The sequence below is a fragment of the Roseovarius albus genome (genome assembly GCF_900172335.1).
Classification (GTDB): domain Bacteria; phylum Pseudomonadota; class Alphaproteobacteria; order Rhodobacterales; family Rhodobacteraceae; genus Roseovarius; species Roseovarius albus.
The window spans coordinates 85,557-109,933 of the sequence record NZ_FWFX01000012.1 but is presented as its reverse complement, the minus strand read 5'-3'; the positions used below and the strand labels follow the sequence as shown (position 1 = coordinate 109,933).

28 protein-coding genes and 1 tRNA gene are annotated in these 24,377 nt (G+C 53.4%); 18 read left to right on the top strand and 11 right to left on the bottom strand.

The window, feature by feature from the left end; all coding sequences use genetic code 11:
* Positions 1 to 48: 48 nt before the first annotated feature.
* Positions 49 to 1,065 carry a TRAP transporter substrate-binding protein gene (locus tag ROA7450_RS16610; RefSeq protein ID WP_085807069.1) on the bottom strand — a complete coding sequence of 339 codons (1,017 nt, stop codon included), beginning with the start codon at positions 1,063 to 1,065 and terminating at the stop codon, positions 49 to 51.
* A gap of 218 nt (positions 1,066 to 1,283) precedes the next feature.
* Here ROA7450_RS16610 and ROA7450_RS16605 point away from each other — a divergent pair, with 218 nt between their 5' ends.
* Positions 1,284 to 2,159 (top strand): LysR family transcriptional regulator, encoded by an 876-nt coding sequence (locus tag ROA7450_RS16605; protein WP_085807068.1) that lies wholly within the window; start codon positions 1,284 to 1,286, stop codon positions 2,157 to 2,159.
* Here ROA7450_RS16605 and ROA7450_RS16600 read toward each other — a convergent pair.
* From ROA7450_RS16600 to ROA7450_RS21200, 5 genes are all read right to left on the bottom strand, one after another.
* Positions 2,154 to 3,200: a hypothetical protein gene (locus tag ROA7450_RS16600; RefSeq protein WP_143534498.1), complete on the bottom strand. Its 1,047-nt coding sequence runs from the start codon at positions 3,198 to 3,200 to the stop codon at positions 2,154 to 2,156. The two genes, ROA7450_RS16605 and ROA7450_RS16600, sit on opposite strands and share 6 nt — an antisense overlap.
* 170 nt (positions 3,201 to 3,370) lie before the next feature.
* A complete protein-coding gene (gene hisD / locus ROA7450_RS16595) occupies positions 3,371 to 4,678 on the bottom strand; it encodes a histidinol dehydrogenase (RefSeq protein WP_085807097.1) in 1,308 nt (435 codons plus the stop codon).
* Positions 4,679 to 4,759: 81 nt separating this feature from the next.
* On the bottom strand, positions 4,760 to 5,230 hold the full coding sequence (locus tag ROA7450_RS16590; RefSeq protein WP_085807066.1) for a DUF2948 family protein: 471 nt from the start codon (positions 5,228 to 5,230) through the stop codon (positions 4,760 to 4,762).
* The gene (gene murA / locus ROA7450_RS16585) at positions 5,227 to 6,495 is read right to left on the bottom strand and encodes a UDP-N-acetylglucosamine 1-carboxyvinyltransferase (protein WP_085807065.1); all 1,269 of its coding nucleotides are present in this window, start codon (positions 6,493 to 6,495) and stop codon (positions 5,227 to 5,229) included. Before murA ends, ROA7450_RS16590 begins: the two co-directional genes overlap by 4 nt.
* Positions 6,496 to 6,501: 6 nt before the next feature.
* The gene (locus ROA7450_RS21200; protein ID WP_200812976.1) at positions 6,502 to 6,657 is read right to left on the bottom strand and encodes a hypothetical protein; all 156 of its coding nucleotides are present in this window, start codon (positions 6,655 to 6,657) and stop codon (positions 6,502 to 6,504) included.
* A gap of 86 nt (positions 6,658 to 6,743) precedes the next feature.
* Here ROA7450_RS21200 and ROA7450_RS16580 point away from each other — a divergent pair.
* A tRNA-Thr gene (locus ROA7450_RS16580) sits at positions 6,744 to 6,818 on the top strand.
* 49 nt (positions 6,819 to 6,867) lie between these two features.
* Here the strand turns inward: ROA7450_RS16580 and ROA7450_RS16575 are convergent.
* Both ROA7450_RS16575 and ROA7450_RS16570 read right to left on the bottom strand, forming a co-directional pair.
* Positions 6,868 to 7,941 carry a proline racemase family protein gene (locus ROA7450_RS16575; RefSeq protein WP_085807064.1) on the bottom strand — a complete coding sequence of 358 codons (1,074 nt, stop codon included), beginning with the start codon at positions 7,939 to 7,941 and terminating at the stop codon, positions 6,868 to 6,870.
* A gap of 168 nt (positions 7,942 to 8,109) precedes the next feature.
* Positions 8,110 to 9,720 carry an ABC transporter substrate-binding protein gene (locus tag ROA7450_RS16570; RefSeq protein WP_085807063.1) on the bottom strand — a complete coding sequence of 537 codons (1,611 nt, stop codon included), beginning with the start codon at positions 9,718 to 9,720 and terminating at the stop codon, positions 8,110 to 8,112.
* A gap of 224 nt (positions 9,721 to 9,944) precedes the next feature.
* Here ROA7450_RS16570 and ROA7450_RS16565 point away from each other — a divergent pair, with 224 nt between their 5' ends.
* A complete protein-coding gene (locus ROA7450_RS16565) occupies positions 9,945 to 10,949 on the top strand; it encodes a GlxA family transcriptional regulator (protein ID WP_234999569.1) in 1,005 nt (334 codons plus the stop codon).
* On the opposite strand, the gene ROA7450_RS16560 is transcribed toward ROA7450_RS16565, so the two are convergent.
* Positions 10,950 to 11,174, bottom strand: coding sequence for a hypothetical protein (locus tag ROA7450_RS16560; protein ID WP_085807061.1), 225 nt, complete (start codon positions 11,172 to 11,174; stop codon positions 10,950 to 10,952).
* 312 nt (positions 11,175 to 11,486) lie between these two features.
* Here ROA7450_RS16560 and ROA7450_RS16555 point away from each other — a divergent pair, with 312 nt between their 5' ends.
* The 15 genes from ROA7450_RS16555 to ROA7450_RS16495 all read left to right on the top strand — a co-directional run bounded on the left by ROA7450_RS16555 (position 11,487) and on the right by ROA7450_RS16495 (position 22,981).
* A complete protein-coding gene (locus ROA7450_RS16555) occupies positions 11,487 to 11,930 on the top strand; it encodes a nucleoside deaminase (protein WP_085807060.1) in 444 nt (147 codons plus the stop codon).
* 316 nt (positions 11,931 to 12,246) lie between these two features.
* Positions 12,247 to 13,482 carry a tyrosine-type recombinase/integrase gene (locus ROA7450_RS16545; RefSeq protein ID WP_268808479.1) on the top strand — a complete coding sequence of 412 codons (1,236 nt, stop codon included), beginning with the start codon at positions 12,247 to 12,249 and terminating at the stop codon, positions 13,480 to 13,482.
* Positions 13,479 to 14,156 (top strand): hypothetical protein, encoded by a 678-nt coding sequence (locus tag ROA7450_RS16540; protein ID WP_085807058.1) that lies wholly within the window; start codon positions 13,479 to 13,481, stop codon positions 14,154 to 14,156. Before ROA7450_RS16545 ends, ROA7450_RS16540 begins: the two co-directional genes overlap by 4 nt.
* A gap of 116 nt (positions 14,157 to 14,272) precedes the next feature.
* Positions 14,273 to 14,467 (top strand): helix-turn-helix domain-containing protein, encoded by a 195-nt coding sequence (locus ROA7450_RS16535; RefSeq protein ID WP_085807057.1) that lies wholly within the window; start codon positions 14,273 to 14,275, stop codon positions 14,465 to 14,467.
* A 185-nt stretch (positions 14,468 to 14,652) separates the two neighbouring features.
* Entirely contained in the window at positions 14,653 to 15,000 is a 348-nt protein-coding gene (locus ROA7450_RS16530; protein WP_085807056.1) for a hypothetical protein, read from the top strand.
* On the top strand, positions 15,000 to 15,122 hold the full coding sequence (locus ROA7450_RS21445; RefSeq protein ID WP_268808478.1) for a hypothetical protein: 123 nt from the start codon (positions 15,000 to 15,002) through the stop codon (positions 15,120 to 15,122). Before ROA7450_RS16530 ends, ROA7450_RS21445 begins: the two co-directional genes overlap by 1 nt.
* The gene (locus ROA7450_RS21035; RefSeq protein WP_159454080.1) at positions 15,119 to 15,256 is read left to right on the top strand and encodes a hypothetical protein; all 138 of its coding nucleotides are present in this window, start codon (positions 15,119 to 15,121) and stop codon (positions 15,254 to 15,256) included. Before ROA7450_RS21445 ends, ROA7450_RS21035 begins: the two co-directional genes overlap by 4 nt.
* Positions 15,253 to 15,897 carry a helix-turn-helix domain-containing protein gene (locus ROA7450_RS21195; protein WP_200812975.1) on the top strand — a complete coding sequence of 215 codons (645 nt, stop codon included), beginning with the start codon at positions 15,253 to 15,255 and terminating at the stop codon, positions 15,895 to 15,897. Before ROA7450_RS21035 ends, ROA7450_RS21195 begins: the two co-directional genes overlap by 4 nt.
* Positions 15,898 to 15,900: 3 nt before the next feature.
* The gene (locus ROA7450_RS16520; RefSeq protein ID WP_085807055.1) at positions 15,901 to 16,344 is read left to right on the top strand and encodes a DUF5681 domain-containing protein; all 444 of its coding nucleotides are present in this window, start codon (positions 15,901 to 15,903) and stop codon (positions 16,342 to 16,344) included.
* Positions 16,341 to 16,658 (top strand): hypothetical protein, encoded by a 318-nt coding sequence (locus ROA7450_RS16515; RefSeq protein ID WP_085807054.1) that lies wholly within the window; start codon positions 16,341 to 16,343, stop codon positions 16,656 to 16,658. The genes ROA7450_RS16520 and ROA7450_RS16515 overlap by 4 nt, the downstream gene beginning before the upstream one ends.
* A 1-nt stretch (position 16,659) precedes the next feature.
* A complete protein-coding gene (locus ROA7450_RS16510) occupies positions 16,660 to 16,890 on the top strand; it encodes a hypothetical protein (protein ID WP_085807053.1) in 231 nt (76 codons plus the stop codon).
* 657 nt (positions 16,891 to 17,547) lie between these two features.
* Positions 17,548 to 19,146, top strand: a complete 1,599-nt coding sequence (locus ROA7450_RS16505) for an adenylate/guanylate cyclase domain-containing protein (RefSeq protein WP_370738215.1) — start codon at positions 17,548 to 17,550, stop codon at positions 19,144 to 19,146.
* Positions 19,147 to 19,344: 198 nt separating this feature from the next.
* Positions 19,345 to 19,521 (top strand): hypothetical protein, encoded by a 177-nt coding sequence (locus ROA7450_RS21030; protein WP_159454079.1) that lies wholly within the window; start codon positions 19,345 to 19,347, stop codon positions 19,519 to 19,521.
* Positions 19,518 to 20,753 carry a hypothetical protein gene (locus ROA7450_RS16500; protein ID WP_085807051.1) on the top strand — a complete coding sequence of 412 codons (1,236 nt, stop codon included), beginning with the start codon at positions 19,518 to 19,520 and terminating at the stop codon, positions 20,751 to 20,753. The genes ROA7450_RS21030 and ROA7450_RS16500 overlap by 4 nt, the downstream gene beginning before the upstream one ends.
* The gene (locus ROA7450_RS16495; RefSeq protein ID WP_085807050.1) at positions 20,753 to 22,981 is read left to right on the top strand and encodes a hypothetical protein; all 2,229 of its coding nucleotides are present in this window, start codon (positions 20,753 to 20,755) and stop codon (positions 22,979 to 22,981) included. The genes ROA7450_RS16500 and ROA7450_RS16495 overlap by 1 nt, the downstream gene beginning before the upstream one ends.
* A gap of 417 nt (positions 22,982 to 23,398) precedes the next feature.
* On the opposite strand, the gene ROA7450_RS16485 is transcribed toward ROA7450_RS16495, so the two are convergent.
* Together ROA7450_RS16485 and ROA7450_RS16480 are read right to left on the bottom strand one after the other, a co-directional pair.
* On the bottom strand, positions 23,399 to 23,737 hold the full coding sequence (locus tag ROA7450_RS16485; RefSeq protein ID WP_085807048.1) for a hypothetical protein: 339 nt from the start codon (positions 23,735 to 23,737) through the stop codon (positions 23,399 to 23,401).
* 190 nt (positions 23,738 to 23,927) lie between these two features.
* Positions 23,928 to 24,344: a thermonuclease family protein gene (locus ROA7450_RS16480; RefSeq protein WP_234999568.1), complete on the bottom strand. Its 417-nt coding sequence runs from the start codon at positions 24,342 to 24,344 to the stop codon at positions 23,928 to 23,930.
* Positions 24,345 to 24,377: the final 33 nt, after the last annotated feature.

Genomic DNA, 24,377 nt, shown 5'->3' with positions numbered 1-24,377 from the left:
TTATGAGAAAGGCGCCAAATGGCGCCTTTCGTTTTTTATCGCAGGTGATTATTCGGAAACTGGGTCACGACCGATGGCCGCCAGAACTTCGTTCAGTTTCTCAACACCGCCGATGCTCTCATAGAACTTTGGCCATACAGCCGCAGTCGCTAGGTCAATGAACTCTTGCTCATTGTTTTCTGGATCGTCGATCTGCATGCCTTTGTCGATCAGGATTTGCTTGATCTCAGCTTCTTTGTCGCGCAGGAATTGGGCAGACGCTTGTGTCGCGGCTTTACCGGCTTCCAGAACGATGGCTTGATCTTCAGCTGACAGCTCTTGGAAAACAGCTTCGGAAACAACCAGTGGTTCGATCGAGAAGATGTAACGGATGTTTGTTACGTACTTCTGAACTTCGTAGAACTTCATCGCGTTGATGGTGGTGTAAGGGTTATCCTGACCATCCACAACTTTGGTCTGCAGACCGGCGAATGTTTCTGACCACGCCATTGGTGTTGGGCTAATGCCCCATGACTTGTAGGTGTCGATCATGATCTCGTTCTTAGGAACGCGGATGACCAGACCCTGCAAATCAGCAACCGATTTAACTGGCTTTTTCGAGTTCGTCAGAACCCGGAAACCTGTGTAAGTCCAAGCGATGATGCGAACGCCAGCGTCGTTGATTGTGTTTTCTGTCAGCTGTTGACCGATTGGGCCTTGGGTCAGCGTTTCCGCATCTTCCAGGCTCAGGATCACGTAAGGCAGGGTGAAAACACCAACTGAAGGTGAGAACGGTGTGACGTTGTTGATCGCCAGCAACGACATGTCGAGCGAACCGATAGCCGCGTCATTCACGGTGTCCTGCTCGGAGCCCAGCTGACCGTTCAAGAACAGTGTTGCTGTGTGATTGCCACCTGACAGCTCTTCCAGATTTTCAATGAAGGCCAGACCTGTGGCTTCCTGGCTGGAACCGCCGCTATCGCCAACGGCGATCTTAAAGTTTTTTGCCAGTGCTGGTGCCGAAACGGTCAACGCGGCGACGGATGCGGCAGCAGCAATAGTTGATAGTTTTTTGATGAAAGTCATTAAGACTCCTCCCGGGTGTAGTTCTTTGTTTTGGTTTCAACTCTTAAACCCGACCATTGTCGTGGCTCTGAGTCAATCCAATGTCGGTTATATATGTTGCAATGTCCGTGCAGTTAATACAAAGTAATTGACGCAATGTTTGATAATCAGGAAACATTATAATCGCCAAAAGGTCAACGATAACCCGTCTCGCGAATGTCGATATCCGCCTGCTCGAGGTGTTCAGGACTGTCGTGGCCTGCGGTGGTTTCACTGCGGCTGAATTCGAACTCAATATTGGCCGATCCACTATCAGCAAGCATATTTCGGATCTCGAGACACGTTTGAACCTGAAGCTGTGTCACCGCGGGCCAGCCGGATTTTCGCTCACATCTGATGGTGAACATGTACTCAGTGCCGCGGATGAACTGTTTTCTTCCATCGACCGATTTCAAGAACAATTGGACGAAGCTCATACAGATTTGACTGGTAAGCTAAAAATCGCCATTTCGGATCAATCGTCGTCCAATCCCCGAGCATTCATTGCCGGTGCAATTCGAATGTTTCGCGATATTGCGCCGGGTGTCACCATGGACTTGTCCATTGAGCCACCCAACGTGATCGAAGAAGGGGTGATCAACGGGCGTTTCAGTCTCGGCATTGTCCCGAGCCACCGCCAATCTCCGATGTTGACCTCTTACGAGCTGTATACAGAGGATATGCGTCTCTACTGCGGTAAAGGGCATGAGCTGTTTGACCTTGCCGAAGAGAGCTTTCGCCTGAAAGAGCTTCGAAAGCACGACTATGCCGGGCTCAGTTTCAACTCGCCGAACATGGCGGTGCATCAAAAACTTAAATTGCGCAAATCTGCCTTCGTGCAAAACGAAGAGGCATTAACCCTTTTGATTATGTCAGGTCGCTATCTGGGTTTTCTACCGACCCATATCGGACATTTGTACAAAGAGGGGGATTGGCTACGTGAGGTCAAATGCCAAGAAGCGCGCTTCACCTCGCAAATGACCGCCACGGTAAAAAAGAGCGCTTCCAAAGGTCGCCGCCTGAATGCTTTTCTCGAATGCCTGATCTCGGCACACTCGAAAGAGTCGACACTATAAATTGCCAAACTTTTGATAGAATCCGTCAACTGTTAGTCCAAAGGCCAATTGAAATGCGTCTTCCCATCCGAGTTCGGGCGTTTTTTCCCAGAATTTTATAACCGCGTGGTGTGAAGCCTTGGCGACCAGAGAAAGGCCCGCAAAAACACTGTAATCTTGAAAATCGTCCTCCCAAGCCGAAGACTGATATATGAAGTCCTTTAGGCGTTCACTTTCGTATTCCCGGCGAAGATTTGCTTTTTTCAAATCGTATTTTGGATGTTTGTGCGGGTTTCGAATATGTTTGGCCAATGCATGTGCAAGTGCCTCAGTTAACCAGTTCGGGCCACGGTGGCTCACTCGATGTTCTTCACCCCGAGCGCGGAAATTTCCAACATATTGCGCCTGTATTTCATGCGCTATTTCGTGTGCGATGAGTTCATGCATATCATTGCGGGGAAATCCGGAAGCTGCGGCATAACTAATTGCCAGTACGCCGCCATAAGATTTACCGCAGTACCCATATCCGCGACACCATTCAATGAAACCATCGGTGATATCGCTGTGTTCACCTTGTATCGCAAGTTTGGCAGCCGCTAAAGCGGCGGCTTCATCTGCGGAATCGGAAATGACGACTTCGATTGTCTGCGGAATAAGGACATTAAGGTCATCTCGATAGAATGTCGTGACGTTTTCAATGAGTGCCTTTGCCCTTTGCACATGAGATGTTGGCATCTCACGACCAGTTGTTAGATTTATGAATCCGTTTACACTTGACCAGCCGACAGTTGAATTCCGAAGCAAGCCGATTGTTCGACAATACACTGACGCATTCGACACGGATATTGGAGGTAATTCATTTAGTTCAGGGTGAGTGTTCTCAAGCTCCTGAATTCCCGACCGTGTTTTCGATCCCATTATGCCATCGATGGGGCCCACCTCGATGCCTTCTTCGGTCAACTGCATTTGGATGCAGGCAATACTTTGATTTGCTTCTGCATCTTGAGAAGCCAACCCTGTAGTAAACCGCAAACAGTTGAATAAAAGGTTCAGGCCGCGCAAACTTCAGGTGTCCCAAATGATTTACTTTGTGGTTGATCACTAAACTTCAAGGTGTGCCCTTTGGCAAGTATGATAAAACCTGTCTTAAAAGGTCACGGGGTAATTTGGTTGGCTGGGCGAGCTTCCAGATCCGGGCACTGATAGGTCTCCCTGGCGGCGGGGTCCTAACTTTATCCCAGCTCATTCAATTTGTTCAGGCGCGCACGAACAGACAGGCCATGTGCCTCAAGGCTTTCACTGATCGCCAGTGTTTCTGCTGCTGGTCCGATGGCGCGCAGTGCACCGGGCGTCATTTTGGACAAGGTTGTTTTCTTCATGAAGTCCAGCACATTCAAGCCGCTTGAGAATCTTGCTGAGCGTGCGGTGGGCAGTACATGGTTCGGCCCACCGACATAGTCACCGATGGCTTCGGGTGTCCACGATCCCATGAAAATTGCCCCTGCGTGTTTGATCAGACCCGCCAACCTATCCGGATCTGCGACGCAGAGCTCCAAATGCTCGGGCGCAACGCGATCCGATACCTTCGCTGCCGTTTCCAAATTCGGCACCAAAATCACCGCGCCGTTGTCGCGCCAACTGGCCCCGGCAATCTCACGCCGTTCCAGTGTTTCAAGTTGCGTCTCAACGGCTTTCACCACCGCATCGGCCAGCGTCGCGTCATCGGTCACAAGAATTGCTTGGGCGCTTTCGTCATGCTCGGCCTGGCTTAACATATCCAGTGCCACCCATTCCGGGTCGGCCGTGTTGTCAGCGATCACCAAGATCTCAGATGGCCCAGCAATCATATCGATCCCAACCTTGCCAAACACCCGGCGTTTGGCGGCCGCCACAAAGGCATTGCCCGGCCCGGTGATCTTGTCGACCGGCGGGATCGTCTCTGTCCCGTAAGCCAGCGCAGCTACTGCCTGCGCCCCGCCGATGCGATAAATTTCATCCACGCCAGATAGCCGAGCAGCCAGCAATACCAAGGGGTTTGCATGTCCATCCGGCGTTGGCACGGTAATAGCAAGGCGTTCAACCCCGGCCACTTTGGCCGGAATCGCATTCATCAGAACCGAGGAGGGGTAGCTGGCCAACCCGCCCGGCACATAAAGCCCCGCCGCCGACACCGCGGACCAGCGCCAGCCCAATTCGGCCCCGGCTTCATCGGTCCATTGGGCATCTTCGGGCAGTTGTCTCTCGTGATACGCACGAATACGGGTGGCAGCCAGTTCCAGTGCCACGCGTTCCTCAGCGGGGACCTGCTCGATTAGTGCATCCACCTCAGCCTCTGAAAACCGCAGCTGATCCGCTGTCAGCTCTAGCCTGTCGAACTTGGCCGTCAGCTCGACAACAGCATCATCGCCGCGTGCGCGTACATCCGCGATGATGCCTGCAACGATATCGTCCACATCGGGTGAATCCTCGCGTTTGGCGCCAAGAAAAGCGGTAAACTCGGTTTCAAACTCCGGTGCGGCGGCATTCAGAAATACGGGCATGGCAATTCCTTTCATCGCCGGACATAGCGCGCGATATCCGGCCCCTCAAGGCCAAGGATCGTCGCAGTCAGACAAAAACGATTAGGCGTCGTGGCTGGGGGCTTTGCCTGAGGGCGCACGGTAGGGGCGGGTGACATCCTTGAGGGTCAGTTCAAGCGCTTCGACCTCAAGCCGGATGGCACCGTCTCCGGCCAGCGTCAACTCAATTTGACCCGCACCTTCATCGGACGGGGTAAATTCTACCGACAGGATCGACAAAACCATATCCTTTTCCTGCCGATCCACACCCTGGCTTGCGATTTTCAGCACGTTGTCGACTACCAGCAGGGACTGCACGCGCTCTGCACCATGACGCTGCTGCCCGTCGTCTTCCCAGCGAAACCGGTTGAGCAGAATGGCGAAGCGACGCTCGGAGTTGCGCCAGCTCATTTCGGTAATTGGAAACACCGCATCTTGAACAAGGGATGAGACGATCTTCAAATCTTCTTCATCAAAGGCCCCAAGGTTGATCGGTGCCTCGCGGCCATCATCAAAGCTGGCATCTTGTGTCATGAGTTCGAAATCCGTTCAATTTTTGCGCCTACACCGCGTAGCTTGCGCACAACCTGTTCGTATCCGCGATCCAGATGATAGACCCGGCTGACGGTGGTTTCACCTTCGGCAGCCATGCCCGCCAGAATCAAAGACACAGAGGCGCGCAAGTCCGTCGCCATCACCGGTGCCCCTTTTAGCTGTTCAACGCCGGTGACGGTCGCTGTGCCGCCATGCACTTCGATCTGTGCCCCCATTCGGGTCAGTTCCGGCGCGTGCATGAAACGATTCTCGAAAATCTTTTCTTCCAGCACAGAGGTGCCCTCGGCTGTACACAGCAATGCCATCATCTGCGCCTGCAAATCGGTTGGGAAACCAGGGAAGGGCTCGGTCACGACGTCCACGGCTTTGATGCGGCCATTCTTGCGGCTCACCTTCAAACCGTTCTTGGTTTCTTCAACGGAAATGCCCGCAGCATCTAGCTTCTCGCAAAAAGCGCCAACCAGATCCATGCGGCCCCCAAGGCATTCGACCTCACCACCGCAAATCGCAGGCGCCAACATATAGGTGCCCAGCTCAATCCGGTCGGTGACAACAGGATGGGTTGCGCCATGCAAGCGGTCAACGCCTTGAATGGTGATCTCGCTGGTGCCGTCCCCTTCGATCTGCGCGCCCATTTTGCGCAGGCAATCCGCCAGATCGACAATTTCGGGTTCGCGTGCGGCATTCTTGAGGACAGTGGTGCCCTTGGCTAAAGTCGCTGCCATCAGAACATTTTCTGTCGCCCCAACCGAGGCAAAGCCTAACGTATGAACTGCGCCTTTCAATCCGCCGTTGGTTTTGGCATGTAGGTAGCCATCCTTCAGCTCAATCTCTGCGCCCATCGCCTCCAGCGCGGTCACATGCAGGTCCATCGGGCGCGCCCCAATGGCACAGCCGCCGGGCAGGGACACCTCGGCATGGCCTTCACGCGCCAACAAAGGGCCCAGTACCAGATTCGAGGCCCGCATCTTGCGCACAATGTCATAGTCTGCCCGCGTGGTGGATAGGTTATGGCTCGACATCGCGATGACTTGCCCGTCTTGCAGGCTCGACACCTCGGCCCCTAGCGACTGCAGCAGCTCGGTCATCGTCTTGATGTCGCTCAGCCGTGGCGCATTGGTCAGAGTCAGCGGCTCTTCGCTCAACAGCGTGGCCGGCATAAGTGCCAGACAGGCATTCTTCGCACCGGCAATCGGAATCTGTCCCTCCAACGGGCCATTGCCCGTCACTACAATCGAATCCATCTGCTCTTATCCCTCTTTCGTATCCCCGTCCGGTTTTACGGCGTTGCGGGCCCGGGTCTGCGTCTTGCGGCGGGCCAGATTGGCCTTCAGCGCGGCTTTAAGACGATCTTCGCGGGTTTGCGCCGGTTTGGCGGATTTTTTAGGCGGGGTTTCTTGTTTCATGACCCATCTCTACATCACCATAAAAAAAGGGTCCAGATAACCCTTGCACGGAATGCAATTTGGGTCTAATCAGCGCGCCACAGCGTGCTGCTGTAGCTCAGTGGTAGAGCGCACCCTTGGTAAGGGTGAGGTCGGGAGTTCAATCCTCCCCAGCAGCACCATGAAACTCCCTAGTAGAGTATGTTTTAGCATGAATTTCCGCGTGCAGCACTAAAGATTACTTGTGCTTCGGTGGGTTGAGCAATTGCCGATGATGTGCTCAATTTCCGTGCCCCAAGTATCAGCCAAAGTGTATCCATGTTGATATGGATCCGAAGGATCGCGTCCAAGCTGCATCATGGCATAGATCCAGGCACGTCCTGAAATTTTAGGGATGACGGCTGTTTTTGTCCCGATTTTCGTCTCAGACGTAATCGAGGCCTGGAAGTGAGAGTTGATGGTTGATCGCATCTCAAACTTTTGCCCGATCTGTGCCTGCCCTTTGGCATGCATCGCGGCCAGCCGCGCAGCAGACCCCGTTCCACAGGGCGAGCGATCAACCCGCCCAGGAGGCATGATGGTGGCATTCTTGAGGATGCCTTGCTCTGTAACAACCTCATCGGTGAACATGACGAAATCTATCGAATTGAATTGCGTGATTTCGGGATGCTTCACGCTGATTTGTTCGCGGGCGGCTGTTTTGATTTTTGCGCCCAGTTCGACCATGTCCTTGGCCATGTCGGGCTCAATGGTGAACCCAAGATCCTTTGCGCTGGGCATGACGTAAAACACGCCGCCAAAGGCGACATCAACGTTCAGTGTCCCCAGACCCTCAACCTCGATTCTGGTATCTGTCTTTTCTGCATAGGCCGGAAAAAAGTCTAGGGCGACATTCTCGACTTTGCCGTTCAGGCACCGGGCCGTTGCCTTGATCAAACCTGCCGCAGTATCAAGCACCACAACGGTCTCGGGCTCGGTCATCGGCAAGATCCCGGTTTCCAGCAGCACCGTCGTGACGCACATCGCATTTGAGCCCGACATCGCATGTGTGCCGTCAGCCTGCATCGGAATAAACGCTGCATCCGCCCCCGGCGCACACGGTGGCAGCAAAAGGTTGGTTGTCATCTGCGCACAACCACGCGGCTCTTGGTTAACGAATTGGCGCAGCTCATCATGAGCCTGCAGATAAGTCATCTTTTCCAACATGGTGTCACCGGGAACGTCCAAAACGCCCCCGGTGATCACCCGGCCCACTTCGCCCTCGGCATGTGCCCCTACGACCGTGACAACCCGGTTCCAGCGCATGTTTGTTCCTCACGATAATCCGGCAATCAGGGAAAAACCGGACCACGCCCGGCCCAAGCCAGAATGAAACCTGCAATGAATAGGCAATGCTTGCCGACGAAGAAAGCTGAGCCTCAAAAAGTATATGAACCAAGGCCCACCATCAATGAATGAGCCTTGGTTGTGGGGTTATCCCTCGAACCACCACCGGCTTGCGGCACGACCGCCGTCCATGGACCAGCTACCAGCCAACTGCCCGATGTGCTGCACGTTCTTGCGACGACCTGACACGAAGTTCGGGAAGTAGGGCAGAACCGTACCACCGTCATCGCGCATCAGCATGCCCATCTCGTGATACATCTCGGCACGTTTCGCATCGTCCAGTTCACCCTTGGCCTGAACCAGAACTTCATTGAAACGCTCGTTCTCCCAATGGGTCTCATTCCACGGTGCGCCCTTCTTATATGTCAGGCTGTACATCACATCCGGCGTTGGGCGCGCGCCCCATGTCACCATGCAGAACGGCTTTTTCAGCCAGACATCAGACCAATAGCCGTCATTCGGCTCGCGTACGACATTCAGGTTGATGCCCGCCGCCTTGGCGTGCTCGGCATAGAGAACCATGGCATCCACTGCACCCGTGGTGATCGATTCCGCGGTTGAGATGTTGATCTGCGTATCGCCAAGCCCGGTTTTCTTCCACAGCGCCGCCGCCTGTTCTGGGTCATACTCCCGCTGCGGGATCTCGGATGGGAAATAGGGCATTGACGGCGCATGGTGGAAATCATTGCCAATCGTCGCCGCCCCAAAGGTGATTTTGTCGATGATCTCTTCGCGGTCAATCGCCAGCTTTAGCGCCATGCGCACATCATTATTGTCAAACGGAGCCTGATCCACATGCATCGCCAATGTGATGGCCTGTGCGGATGAAACGTTGTCGACCACAAGGTTCGGATCACGCTCCAAAAGGCTCATGGTCTTGTTTTCCAACAGGCTGACCGCATCAACATCACCGGTGACTAGTGCCGTCTGACGCGCGTTCGGATCGTTGATGTAGAGGAACAACACTTCGTCGAAATAAGCCCCCTCACCATGCCAATCATCATGCCGTACCAGGCGCGCTTGAACACCCGGTTCAAATTCCACCAGTTTGTAAGGTCCACTGCCATCTGCAGATTGCCAGTTCAACGTGCCATCCGGGTTCGCTGGGCAGATCGCCATGTGATAATCCGGCATGATCCAGGGCAGGTCGGCATTCGGTGCTGCCAGTCTGATGATGACTGTATGATCACCGTCCGCAACAATTTCAGTCACATCGGTAAAGAACGCGGCCACAGCCGAAGTGGTGTCTTCCCCTCGGTGGTGATTGAGCGTGGCAATCACATCCTCGGACGTGACTTTCTTGCCGGAATGGAAGGTTGCGTTCTTATTCAGCTTAAAGGTCCACTCTGTCGCATCCGGAGAGGCCGACCATTCTGTCGCCAGATCACCGCCCAACGACTGATCCGGGTTGATCATGGTCAGATAAGACCGGAACGTCGGGGCCAACGCGATATCGGCAAAAGACACGTATTTCCCCGGGTCATGCTGATCTGACGTGTTGCCGTCATGCTGACCAATGCGGAACAACCCGCCGCGTTTTGGCTCGGCTTTGGCCGAGGTCGTCCACAGTCCGGTCGCGGCCGAGGCGGTCACGCCCGCCGCCATGGAATTGTACATAAAGGAACGACGAGAAATCTTGCCCTCTTTGGCTGCTGCGGCCAGCCGATCCATTAAAATTGGGTTTGTCTTCGGTTTCATTGTTTACTCCCTGATTGTGTGGTCCATGAAACAGGTTGGAACGTCTTTTATGCTGTATGCTTTCACCAGCTGCGTTGCCTGCAATCCAAGTGATGGTGCCCACCGCCTTGACCGGACCATGAATCATTGTATGCATGGAATTGGTCGAGTATTCAGGAACATATTAGACGATTATCAGAACAGGTTAGACATTCACGGTGTCGGAACATCCAAACTCCGGGCTATTGAGTCCCTTTGACCAGCGCGACGATCTGGAGCCCGACCTGCGTTTGGGCTTCCTCCTGACGCCCGCCTTTACCATCCTGCCGCTGGCGGGTTTTATCGATGCCGTGCGCCATTCAGCCGATGATGCTGACCACAGCCGGCAGGTGTTTTGCCATTGGGAGGTGCTGTCACATGACCTGACCCCGGTGACCTCCAGCGCGGGGCTGGCTATTACCCCATGGAAAACTTTTCCAGAGGCCGGGCAATACGACTATCTGGTGATCGTCGGCGGGCTACTGGACCATCTGGAGGAAATCCCGCCCGAGACGTTGGAGTTCATCGAGGCGCAGTATACCAGCGGCGTGAAACTCATCGGCCTTTGCACAGGCAGCTTTGCCATCGCAAAGGCGGGGCTGCTCGAGGGTAAGCGTGCCGCGGTCCATGTCCACCACCGTGTCGAATTTCTGGACCGTTTTCCCAACGCCCTGCCGGTCGAGAACGAGCTTTATGTCGCCGATGACGACATCATCACCTGCCCGGGCGGCACGGCGGCCATTGATCTGGCGGTCGAGATCCTGATCGAGCATTGCGGTAAATCCCGCGGGATGAAGGGGCTGACCGCGCTGATTGTTGATGAACACCGCTCCGCGCATAAGGTCGGGCGGCTGCCCTATCAGGACCTTGAAGATTGCGGCAACTGGCGCGTGGCGCAGGCGGTCAAAATCATGCGTCAGAAACTGCGCGCGCCCGACACCACACAAAAACTCGCGCAAATGCTCGGCTCCACCGTCCGCCAGCTCAACCGCGCCTTTCAGGACCACGCCCACGCCACCCCGCAAGAGGTTTGGCGCGACATGCGCCTGCAACACGCTCGCTGGCGGCTCATGAACTCCAAACGCACCGTCACCCAAATCGCCCATGAATGTGGCTTTGCCGACAGCAGCCACTTTTCGCGCTGGTTCAAAACCCGCTTCGGCGAAACCCCCAGCGAGTACCGCAGGCAACGGCTGATAAAGCAGCGGTGATCAGGCGAACGCAGCCAAACTGACCAAGGCTGAACCAATGGGGATTGCCCAGTACCAAAACCGTTCTTTTTCGGTCAATTTATGCCGGTTTGCGCGATAGCCGTGCAATGTAAGTATTTCAAAGCCGCTCATTGGGTGTTCATTGTTTCGTTTTGTTGCCCGGCTTGTAATAATAGCTTGAGTAACAACATACGAAACGAAGTAGACCAGCATCGCGATAGGCATTGGGTAGTTCTTTCTCCGATTTCATTTTGGTTTAACAAAGTTCTCTGAAAAACTAAAGAATTGTAGGCATGTAATGGATGCTGATGCCCCACCGTCTGTATGCTGAAAAGCATCAGTTTTTGCGGGCTTTCATCCGAAAACGTTTCTAATTTTCATATCGCCGCCTTGGGGCGCGTCGGCGATGCGCGGCGGGCTTCGCCCTTGTTTCCGCGCAGAGGATCAGTTTGCTACTCCGGATTAAATCATTGATCATACGAGGGACACAGGCGTTAAAACATTGCCTGACGTCTCCAGCATAAAGGATACGCTCTCATGAACGCCGATGACATCCGCCTGCTCCGCATCGCCTATGACGAGGCAAAGGCTGGTTTTGACGAAGGCGGCTGCCCGATCGGATCGGTCCTCGCGCGCGGGGGCGAGGTTGTCTCTCAAGGGCGAAACCAGCGGGTGCAAAAAGGCGATCCGATTGCCCACGGCGAAATGGATGCCCTGCGCAAGGCGGGGCGGCAAAAGACCTATCGCGACACCACGCTCTACACCTCGCTCAGCCCCTGCATGATGTGTACTGGCACGATCATCCAATTTGGCATTCCGCGCGTTGTCATCGGAGAAAACCGGAACTTTGGCGGCAACGAAGATTTCCTGCGCTCCAAAGGCGTCGAGGTGATCGTGGCGGACGATCCTGACTGCATCGCCCTCATGCGGCGTTTCATCGAAGAAAAACCCGAGCTTTGGGCGGAAGATATTGCCGAATAGGTAGGTGACCAATTCAAAGGGTTGCCCGCCAAAGTTCCAGATGTTCCCGAGAACCGCTAAGATTGGTGATGTCTGTGATTTTGGTAGCGGAGGAGGGACTTGAACCCCCGACACGCGGATTATGATTCCGTTTACCCACATAATTCACTATCCGTCCAGCGCTGTCCGTAACAATCCGTGGAAAGTTGTTAAATACTATATTTTTATACTATTTTTGTTATTCCGCCCGTTGTCCCCTAAGTAAATATTGTCTATGGTTGTCCGCAGGTGTCCACGTAAATCCGGGCAATTTTGTCCCCCATGAGTCCCCCAGAATGTGAAAGCCAAGCTGACGGACAGATACCTAAAGAGCCTAATGCCACCCGATGAGGGGAGGATTGAGGTTTCTGATACAGAGCGCAAAGGGCTGCGCTTCCGGCTGTCTTCGAGTGGTAAGGCTGTGTGGATGTACGAAAAGCGCGTTAAGGGCGGCCCCAAACGAAAGCATACGCTGGGTGAATGGCCGAAGCCGGTCAGCTTATCCGATGCTCGGGCGCGAGCTTTAGAAATAGAGGCAGAAGCGGCGCAAGGCATCGACCGCATTGCAATTGCTGAACAGCAACGAGAAGAACAGCGCCGCAAGCAGTCCAGTGAGCATTCGGTCGAAGAGATAATCCAGTTCTATGATGAGATTCATCTTTCTGGGCTGAAAACCCGGGAGGAAAGGGTGAGGCAGTTGCGCCAATCATTGGCGGCTCATCTCGAACGCCCCATGACGGAGCTTGTGCGAAGTGACATACAAAAGGCTGTCGATGATAAAGCCGCATCTGGCCGCAAACCATATGCCAATAGAATCCGGGCGGCCCTTACCGCCTTCACCAAATGGTCATGGGTTCGCGGCTACATTCCAGAGAACATTGGGGCAGGGGTGGCAAAGGCCACGAAAGAAAAACACCGTGAGCGCGTCCTTAGTTTGAGTGAGGTTCGAGATATCTGGGAGGCTACATATGAAACTGGCGAGCTTTGGGGGCCTCTGTTTCGTTTGATGATCCTGACCAGCCAACGGAGAGGCGAGATTTTAAATCTGCGCTGGGATGAGGTGGATTTTGAAAAGCGCCGAATTGTTAAGCCGGGTTCACGGACAAAAAACGGCAAGCCCCATGTAACGCACCTGTCAGACCCAGCTTTCCGGGAACTGAAGGCGCTCAGGGGCGAAGATGATAAACTTAAACCAAAGCTGGTTTTCACCACGACAGGAACCACCCCAGTATCAGGTATCGGCAAGGCTAAAGTTCGCCTGGATAAGTTGCTCCCAAAAGGGTTTGAGCACTGGCGATTGCATGACATCCGTACAGGTTTTGCGACCGCGATGGCTGAAGCAGGTGCTTCGGAGTCCGTCGTGGACCGTATTTTGAATCACTCGGCAAGCGGGTCAGCCCCCTCCACTGTTGCCCGCGTTTACAATCAGGCAGAGCAATTGCCGCAGCGCGCGGCAGTTCTCGATAAGTGGGCGGAGATGGTGTCGCAAGGAGTAGAATCTTCTCGGGTTTTGCATTTTGTAGGTACAAAATGAAAGAATACGGAACACCTAACGGCATAAATCAATCTGCTTACGAAGACACGGCGGACTGGGATCGCGCTAGGTGGCGTTGGGAATTCTTGCGTCGTAAAGATGAAACCAGAGGCATATTTCATTTATTAGCAATCGAAATGTTTAGGGATCTCTACCCTGAAAAGCCCATTCCCAAGGACCTTACATCTCACGAGCTGTGCCGGAGAGGCTTGCCACTTCCGATTTCTCATGCCGCCAATTTCGGCTATCAAAGGCTACCCAACCCTTTTCTTCCGTTCGAAGGGCAAGATGTTACGCTGAACACAACGTTTGAATTCCGAACGATACCTCTCCAATACATAGTGGAAATTGAAATGGGCAGAAGAAGCGCAATGGAGATTTTTCACCCAACGCAAATTGCAATTGTTTTTGACCCGAATAAACCCATCAAGCCCCAAGTCGAGGGTTTAGAAGAGTATCTGGAGAAGCATCGCCATCATTCTTTGCCGAAGGATGCCGCAAGGATACACATCGAAAAATGGACAACTTACTTGCGATTGCTGGATGCGCGCGAAGCTGGCGTGAGTTGGAGAGTGTGTGCTGAAAAAATTTTACCAGAGTACTCTAGCGCAAGAACCCCCCAAACAGCACGAGACCAATTCAAGCAGGCAAAGTCTTTGCAGCATAGATTGTGATTTAATTCGCTGCACTATTCCGCAATCCTCAGGAAAGAAACGCACCTTTATTTTCCACCTGTATCCGCACGGAAGCGACGGGACGACCCCGCCGCAGCGGCGAGCAGGAGGATTAAATGGAGAAGAGATTTTTCACCATTAAAGAGGCCACCACCTATTCGGCACAGGGGCGCACCACTCTCTACGACGCACACAAGCATGGCGAATTGACGTTTACAAAGTTTGGCAACGCAACGCGCATCGAGAAGGCTGACCTTGACGCCTATCTTAATAAGGCCGGGGTCAAATCTCAGGCGCAGGTGGCGGCATAAATGAAGAGCCCCCGCATGTCACAAACGAGGGCCCTTGCAAGAAATATTGGTAGTACAGCAGATGCCAATAGAGTACCGCAAAGCCCCTCCGAAATCAACGTAAAAACAGTCAAAGTCTCTGACCTAATGTGCAATCACCCGATTGTGGCAAAGCATTGGTTCGGCCTGAATTTGGAGGTGTCAGCATGAAATGTTCTGACGGAAAACCACCACGCGGCACACGTCGTGTTTACGGCTGGAAAGACCTGCCTGACAATGAGCAACCAACGCACTACCATGTTATTGATCGCAACGGCCACGAAACCACTGTCTCGGCCAAAGGTAAAAAGAAACGGGTTCTTGAAGGGCTTCGCAGGGCGCCACTTCTCTCGGCTTCCTATTGCCGCCTGAGTGATCAAGTGGATCTCCTGCGCCGTGCCGGTCTAGATATTGAAACCACACTCTACAAGAACGACCCGGAAACCGGGCGTGAGCGCTACGGCGTCTATACGCTGCATGGCTCTGTGTCTCCAATCAGGGGAGATGCTGCATAATGTCTATTCGCACACCCGAAACCCGCAAACGTCAGGAACGCCGTATCCGCTGGACGCACGGCCTTTCATCCTCACACGCCGCATTGATCGCAGCACTTGTTTATGGGGAGGTTTCGTCATGACCGATATCGCGCGACTTCCCCGATACGTCCTGCAGGAAATGGGGCCGGTGATCTTGTCAGATTTTGTCTGTGCATTGCTGGAAATAGAGGGAACCGCTTCAAATGGGGATACATCCCAAAAGGAGGCCCCATGAGTAAGTATTATAAAAAGGGCAAAAAAGGAGCTGGGCGATTTGTCCAGCTTCCTGAATGGCTTTTGTCGAGTGAGGCATGGCGGACAATGAAACCTGGCCCTAGAGCGCTGTATATAGAGCTCAAGAGGCTTTATAATGGCGGCAACAATGGAGCTATCTATCTCAGCCACAGAGATGCCGCAAAAGCCCTTGCCGTTGGCCGTGACACGGTAGCGCAGTACTTCGTAGGATTAATCGAACGAGGCTTCATCAAAGTCACCAAAGGACATTGCTTGGGGCCGAGCGGAGTGGGTCAAGCAGCGTCATATGCGCTGACAGAAGAAGCACTGAATGGGGCTGCGGCGACCAAGGAATTCATGTCTTGGAAAAAACAAAATCCCCGTCGGAAAATCCGACATTCCTTGGCAGGAAAATCCAACACCCCCTGTCGGAAAATCCTACATTCGAATGAGCAAATGTCGGAAAATCCTACCGCTTTTTTGCAAAAACAAGCACTCACCGTGTCGGAAAATCCTGCCATATATACATCTAGCCATATCCCCTCGGAAATATTGGCATCACCTGAACTGATAAAAGTTAAGGGCCTTTGCGGATTGGCGAGGCCGGGCACTCTTATCAACAACACCACAAGCGAGGCATGAGCAATGACGGATGAATCCGAACGAAATAACGTGGGCAATACGTACACAGATGAAAGCGGCAAATTCGCGGTTGGCAATCCAGGCAAACCAAGAGGAACCCGGCACCGTGTCACACGGGCGGTTGAAGAACTGCTTGAGGGTCAATCGGAGGCAATCACACAAAAGGCGGTGGAGCTGGCCTTAGAGGGCGATGGTACTGCACTGCGCCTTTGCCTTGAGCGGATAGCGCCCACGAGGAAAGACGCGCCGATCAATTTTGACCTGCCAGCAATCAAAAGCGCCGAGGATGCATCAGAGGCAGCGCAGTCGGTACTACTGGCGGTCTCACAGGGCGAAGTAACTCCCTTGGAGGGTGCAACCGTCATGGGGCTGGTGGAGCAATATCGGCGTGTACTGGAAACCACAGAACTTGAGCGGCGTATCGCTGCATTGGAGGAAAAGAAATGAGCATCAGAAAACGGATAGCAACTTTGGAAGGTCGCCAGCTAAGAAAGGTTATTTCAAGCGACAGCGCTTTGGCGGATTTGCTGCGGGCACTGCAAACAACAGCAGAACGTTTGCGGGAAACTCCGTTGAACGAACTCACCCCCAAGGCATCGCCAATGGATATTGCCGCGCTCATTCTTGATGGGCGGGTTGATGATGAAGTTGCGGCGAAGTGTCTGCAGTTTTCTAAGCAAACAGGACCGTCTGCAAAACTGTTCAGGGCAATCCTAGAGGCGGCGGGCTGCGATACCGGCACCCTAGTGGAGGGAGATTGATATGAGCATCAAACAGCGCATCCAAAAACTTGAACAGAATAACAATGGAGAAATGATTATCTATATCACAGACCCACACACCGTAGATGACGAACCCATTATTCGGCAGGCGTGTGTTGATGGCAGATGGATCGACCGCAAGTCAGGCGAAACCCAAGACTCCTTCCTAGAGCGCACAAACCCAACCGAGCGGCACAGTGTTTGCATAGAATCCAGCGTGGAGAGCCTTTGAGAAACGAGCTGAGACTGAAGGTTAATGCTTGGTCAGCGCGCACACGAAGTGAGGAAGGGACTTAACTCGGTAATTCCGAATGAAATCAAAGGCAGTTCCCGCAAAAGGTAACGAGATATGACGGACAGAGATTATGGAAGTATACGGGTTGAGGAAATCGACGGTTCTCATGTCCGCATGGGGATCAGCACATACTCATGGCAGAACGTCACACGCATTCGGCGGCGCGCTATCGCATTGGGTAGGAACTACGCCAAAGGGTGGCACTGCCTGCACTGTGGAAACCTCATGCCTGAGTGGAAACGGGTTGATGCGAAATACTGCAAGGAAGGGTGCCGCAAGATGGCTGCAAGGCAAAGGCGGTAAGATTGAACGAAGATTTATCTGAGGTCATAACTTGCGGAAAGAAAATCAACGCCACAACCAAAGCAATGAGAGTGTCATGAATGACGGCTGTGCGGACGAAGGAGACATTCGACCGCCCAAGCCAAATAGGTTTCTGAATCCAATTGCATCCGCTAAGCTTCTTCTATGTCTCATGGTTTTCAGCGCAAACTGACAGCAATTCTGGCAGCTGACGTAGCTGGGTATTCCAAGCTTATGGGTGACGACGAAGCCGCCACTTTGTCAGCGCTTCGCCGCTTTCGGAGCAGAATAATGGAACCATTTGTTGCCGACTATGAAGGTCGGATTATCAAAAACATGGGTGATGGTTGGCTGGCCGAATTCCCCAGTGTGGTCAGCGGGATTACTTGTGCAATCGCGATCCAGACGGAATTGACCCATGATCCGCATATAAAGTTGCGTATAGGGCTGCACATCGGCGACGTGAGCTTTGCGGATGAAGACGTTTATGGCGACGGGGTAAACGTCGCCGCACGACTTCAAGATTTGGCTGAACCCGGGGCAATCGTAATTTCCGAAACGGCACGACGGAGCTTGGATGTCCGGTTCTCCGAACACTTCACAAACCTTGGCGCTCAAGCCCTGAAGAACATCGCAGAGCCCTTGGTTGCTTATGGTTGGGGAATGTCAAATATCACGGGGCGGCACCACCGTTCAGAAATGCAGGAAAAGCCGTCAATTGCTGTACTGCCTTTTGACAATTTATCCAAAGACGGCGAACAGGGCTTTTTAGCCGAAGGTATGGCGGAAGACATCCTTTCGGCGCTGTCTCAATTTCATTGGTTCTTTGTCATCTCGCGCAACACTAGCTTTACCTACAAAGACAAGACCTTGAGCACGAAGCAAGTCGCCGAGGAATTGGCGGTCCGCTATATTCTACAAGGTAGCATTCGAAAGGCCGGTAACAGAGTTCGTGTCTCGGTGCAGCTGATTGACGCAATTGCCGATCACTACACCTGGACCGAGCGGTTTGATAGCGAGATTGAGGACATCTTTGATTTGCAGGACGATGTGACCCGCCAGATTGTTAGTGCGGTAGCGCCTGAATACCTAACCGCTGAAATGCGTCGTTCTAGGCGCGAGGCGGTTCCTCGATTGGACGCTTGGGAACTCGCGGCGCGGGCGCATTGGCATATCTCGCAATTCACGAAAGAGGATGTGTCGGAAGCGAAGTCCCTTTTGCTGAGGGCTGTGGAACTGGATCAACAAAGCTCGTTCGGTATGGCTGATCTGTCATTCACTCACCTGCTGGAATGCGTCAATGGATGGGGTGACGACCCGAGAGCTTCGATGAAAGAGGCTGAAAGGGTTGCGCAACGCGCAGTCTCGATTAACAGCCGCGATGCCTATGCTTTTGCGCTTCTTGGTGCGGTAGACCTGTTTTCCGGTCGTCAAATGGAAGCAATCGGAAAATTGGAACATGCCATTTCGCTCAATTCTAACGACCCGCATGCTTACGCGTTGCTTGGGCGGGCTCAGGTTTACTCAGGTAGAAGCAAGGACGCCCGCAGAAATATTGAACAGGCGATCCGGCTGAGCCCGCGCGATCCGCTGATCGCCTTGTGGTATTCCACTCGGTCGGTTTGCGCGTTTGTAGAAGGTCTGCACGAAGAAGCTGTTAAATGGGCAAGAGAGGCAGTTAGTGTGCAACCCAACCGTTCCACAGCATATATGGATATTGCGGTCAATTGCGCTTTGATCGGAAGATTGGACGAGGCCAGACAGGCTGTTGCTGAGCTCGCACGCTTTGACTTGGGCTCTTCATTCGAATTGGCCGACCGGACGCACCCCTTCGCACAACAGGAAGACCGCGAACGATTTCACCGAGGCTTGCGCGTAGCAGGCTTGTAGCAATGGGAACTTTGGGCTCAAAGCCGTCACCTGACACAAACGCTCTGATATTTACGCTTCCCTGCCATCGAACCTCCTCAAAAGAACGGAGTATGCACGTCAAAAATGGCAAGACGTGCGGCCAAAATCACCCGTCTACCTTTGCTTTTTAGTGACATTTGAGGTATTATATTACCTATAAATATTGGAGACGAGCAGATGAAAACAGACGACAAAAGAGTCGATGACGGCACTAAAGGTGAACGAAAGCTGGTGGGGGGTTTCACCTCCTCGCCCGTTCTAAACCAAATCATTCACGACAAGATTCAATCGGACCGTTTCTTTGAAGCGGAAGACCGCCTTTCCAACCACTTTGGGACGGAGGCAGCACAATGAGTAAGATGTCTCCCGGAATTATCCTCGCAGGCGCAAACCCAAACATTGCCGATAGCTTTCACCGAGGCCAACGTGCACGGGCTGAACAGCAGGAGTTTCAGCGCAGGAATGCACTTGCCGACTTTTATCAAGAGAACGGCGCAGATGTGCTGGCCGGTAATCAGAACGCGCTCAATGGACTTGCACAGCACGATCCACAGGCGGCCCTCAACATCCAGAATAGCTACCAAGCGAATGCACGGGCCGATGCGTCAGCGGGGCGGGCGGCGGAAACCCACCAGATGACGGTCGATGAGTACAGGCGCGGTCTATCAGCGGATCAGGCAGCAGCGGATGCGGCGGAGATTGAGGAGAGCCTTACACAGGCCAATATGTACTATCAAAAAGGCGACCTGCAGGGGATGAATAGTTTCTTGGAATCCAAGGGACTTGCACCACTGGACCGCCTTGAAGATTATCCCGCCGCTGCTGCGCCGTTTGAGGATTTATTTAAGTCACTGCAGGATCTGCGAGACTTCAATGCACCACCCGCCCCTCTTTCATCAGCAGGGAAAACGCAAGCGGATATCAACAACGGGCTTTTGCCAGAAGGCACCCCGCTGCCAAAAGGTGGCGTGCATCTTAGCTTTGGGGAGGGGGCCTTCGGCACCAAGGCAACAAACGACATCGAAACCCGTGTCGTTAACGCTGGCGCAATGCTTGGGCGACTGTCCGACACGCAGGCCTTGTTCAAACCGGAATATCTGGAATTTGGAACGCGGCTTTCAAATACCTGGACTGGCCTAAAGGACAAGATTGGCAGTGCGTCACCTGATGAGCAGGCTCAGCTTGGCGAGTTTACACGGTTCAAAACCGAAGCCTTCAACAACCTCAACACGACGCTGAAAGAGCTATCAGGGGCCGCTGTGACGCCACAGGAGGCCGAGCGCCTCAATGAGCAGTTGCCGAATGCTGGCACGGGCGTTTGGGATGGCGACAGCCCCACAGAGTTCCAAGCTAAGATGGAGCAATCTATCAAGCAGCAAAAGCTGGCGATTGCCCGCTATAATATCTGGTTGGCGCAGGGTCGAAATGGCAAGCCTTGGGAGTTGGGTGAATTGAATGACGTGCCAACCCTCATCAATCAACGTGGCGAGCAAATAGCCGAGCAGCTTCGAGCGAGTGGGATCACCGATCCAGACACCCTGAAGCAACAGGTTGCGGTGCAACTTCGCAAAGAGGTGGGTTTCTAATGACAGATTGGGCATCAATGATCCTTGGGGACACACCCCAACAACCCGCACAGGGCGCGCAGCCGTATGACTACGCGTCGGAGATCCTTGACGGGAAGCCACCGCAACCTGTCAGCAAACCTGTAGAGGGCAAGGAGGTTATCGCCACCACAGAGGATGGTGGGCAAGTCTTCAAGCTCTCCAACGGGCAACTAGCCTTCAAGTCACCCGGCTATGCGACCAACGACCAAGAGCGCATTGCTGAAATCATGAAGGGCGCAAAGCCTGTGGATCTGGTTCAGCGTGATGTGGATCAAGAGCGCATCGCAGCCAATCCGGTTGCGGCCCGCGTTCAGGAATTTAATCAAGGCGCACCTCTGGTGGGTGAATGGCTTGATGAAGCGGTGGGCATGGTATCACCAGAGGCAGCTAAGAATATGAACCTCATGTCGGATGCGATGGAACGACAACACCCGGTGCAATCGGCGGCACTGAATATCGCAGGCGGCATTACAACCGCAGCGCCGCTGGCCGTTGCTGGCGGGGGAACTAAGGCCACTGACTTTGTGGCCAAAGGCGCTAACACCTTAACACGTGGCGCACGCGCAGGCATGATTGCGGCTCCAGCCGGGGCTGTAGAGGGCGCAGCTAGCTTTGCAGGCCGTGCAGATGAAGGTGAGCGCTTGGGTGAGGCCGGGAAAGGTGCTCTCGTGGGTGGTGGCCTAGGTTTAGGTCTTGGCCCAATAGCATCGATGCTTGGCGAAGGTGTTACGACCATGGCGAAGAAGATAAAGCGCCTCGACATCCACACCATCGCGGATGAGTTTGGCGTGTCTGTCCCCGCCGCCCGCGCCGTGAAACAAGCACTCATGAATGACGACCTAGGAGCCGCATCAGCGCGCCTCACCCAATTAGGTGACGATGCTATGCTGGCGGACGCAGGGCCAGCCACACAGGCGCTTCTGGACGCGGCCAGTAAGACCGGCGGGAAGGCCCTAAAGGTCGCCAGAGACGCCGCCACAGAGCGCTCAGACGCGATTGGTAAACGGTTGCCCAGAAAGTTAGACATGATCCTAGGCAAGCCCCAGGGCATCAAAGAAACGGCCAAGGGCATTTCGCAGGCCACAGCCCCGGCACGACAGAAGGCGTTTGATACGGCTTTCAACAGCCCTATCGATTATTCTGCCAAGGCCGGTCGAGACATTGAAGCCGTTCTTGAGCGAGTCCCGCCAAAGACATTGCAGAAGGCTGTTTCAGAAGCGAACGAGGCGATGATTGAGAAGGGGCAACGCAACCAGCAAATCCTTGCAGAAATCGGCGATGATGGTGCTGTAGCGTTTAAGCCTATGCCCAATACACGCCAATTGCATGAAATCAAAATGGCGCTGGATACCATTGGGCGTGAAGCGGTTGATCAGTTTGGACGCCCCAACGCTCAGGGTACACGGGCAAGGCGTCTGGCCGGGGGGCTGCGTGATGCTTTGAAAAAGGCGGTTCCGACATACACACGGGCATTGAAAATTGGCGGGGACAAGATCCAGCAAGACGAAGGTCTGGCGTTGGGGAAAGACCTTCTGTTCAAGCGTACCACTGTCGAGGATGTGAGAGACTTTCTGAAAAGTGGGACATCTGTCGAATCCCGAAATGCCATGAAAATCGGGCTTAGAAATTCGATTGAGGAAACGTTGTCGAATGTGCGCCGGACTATCTCCGATCCTGATGTTGATGGGCGCGAGGCCATGCAGCTTGTCAAAGAGATTTCCAGCCGCGCCAATCAAGCCAAAGTGAAAATGGTTCTTGGTGAGGGCAAAGCTAATCATTTGCTCACTGAACTGGACCGAACCGCAACAGCCTTGCAGCTTCGCGGAGCTATCAGCCGGAACTCTGACACGGCTATCAGGCAGTCCATTCAAGGGCAGGTCACGGAAGAAGCCACACCGGGCGTTGTGAAGAGGACCTTGGGCAAAGGCGGCAATCCTTTCGAGGCAGCTAAACAGGTCACGGAATCCATTGCCGGGATCGATCCGCGCACGATGAATGCGCAGGAGAAAGCCATCTTTGACGAGATTGCACAGGCGCTGGTTGGTAAGAAAGACAAAGAAGCGCGAGAGGCCCTATTCGCAGTACGCAGGGCCCTGTCCGGTCAGCCTATCAAAGACGAACAGGCACAACTTATTGGTCGTGTGGTGGCGGGTTCTGGCGGGCTTGCCCTTTATCAACAAGGGAAGCGAGCCCTAGCGAGCCAATAAAATAGCTCACGCACGCCCCGAGAAAGGCTATCATGCCCATTTGGTGATAAACCTGCAGCAGCCCCCACCCCATGAAGAACAGGGCAATGGGGGCTGATAGGATAACCACCACTATGGCGGCGTTTATGAGAAGTCTGCGCATGTAGCTAAAATGGCCATTCGAGGGGAGTGTGTCAATTCACCCTAGGAAAACCACCAGTAGGCAACACACACGGCAACGATAAGGAGTAAGATACGTAAGGTGGAGGATATTCTAATATAAGCAGCGCGATTAAAATTATCGCTGCGATTTACACTAAGCTGAAGAGCTTCCATCTGTGAAGTCAACGCATTCATGTCTGTCTGCAAGATTGTAAGTTTGCGCTGCATGGCTTCCAGAGGATCGTTTAAGTCGCGACCGTACATGATTTGTCCTAACTAAACATGGGCGGAGCAATCTGCTGCGTCATAGCGCAAGTGAGCCATGTGCTCTGTTGCGAGGTGGCTTTGAGCTATCATGGCCCTTGTCTGTATGGACTGGAGTTTTATTTCTGCCTTAATGTCAGCAATGATTGCGAGCGCAGCGCCAAATATGAATATGGCAAGAAATGCAGTGTCACTAAACAAATGGAGAGAATTGTTTGCCCCAAAAAATACGACAGCAACTATGATTGCTACCCATCGGTTCAATTTTCCATCGCGCTCTAGGTCTTCAAGTTCGAGTTCGCAACATGAAAGCTCGGCTTCAGGATCAATGTGCCGGGGGAAGCTTGCCATTAAACATCTCCATTAAAGATACGGAGATAAAAAGATCAACCTATAGTCGATTTTGCAAGTGTTAAAGTGGCAGTTGTCACTTCCTCACACACTGCGCATAATACCCACCGCTGTATTTAGGCCAATCGCGCGCATGGCCGAGATAAACCATAGCGCAGGCAATATCGGTGCCATCGGCACTCGTATTGTCTCATCTGCAATAGCTGGCCTGAGGTAGCGCCAAACTCTGCTGTGTTTCAAACTTCTTGTACTTTCCCTTTGAATAGCGCTTGCAGTCACGGGCCTGGCCTGCAGCGATAGCCATAGCGCCTAAATCTTCGCCATCCAAATAACACGTACCGACCCAGCGGTCGTATGTCTTAGCGCCAGTCAATTCACAGCGAACCGGCTTTCTCAGAACTTGCTTGGTCATCCATTGCTTTGCGGCGCGACCGCCTTGCTGATTGGGCTCTGGGCCATCTACGCCATTGAGGCGCACCGGAAGGTTGTTTACTTCGATTGTATCGACATCGCGCACATGAGTGACACGGCCCTCTATCCACTCGCCAGCGCAAACGCTCTGGGAGAAAGCAATCAGAAGGCCGATAGTAGCAGCTTGGTAATGCAATTTTGTCAAAATACTAATTTCACTCCAACAATA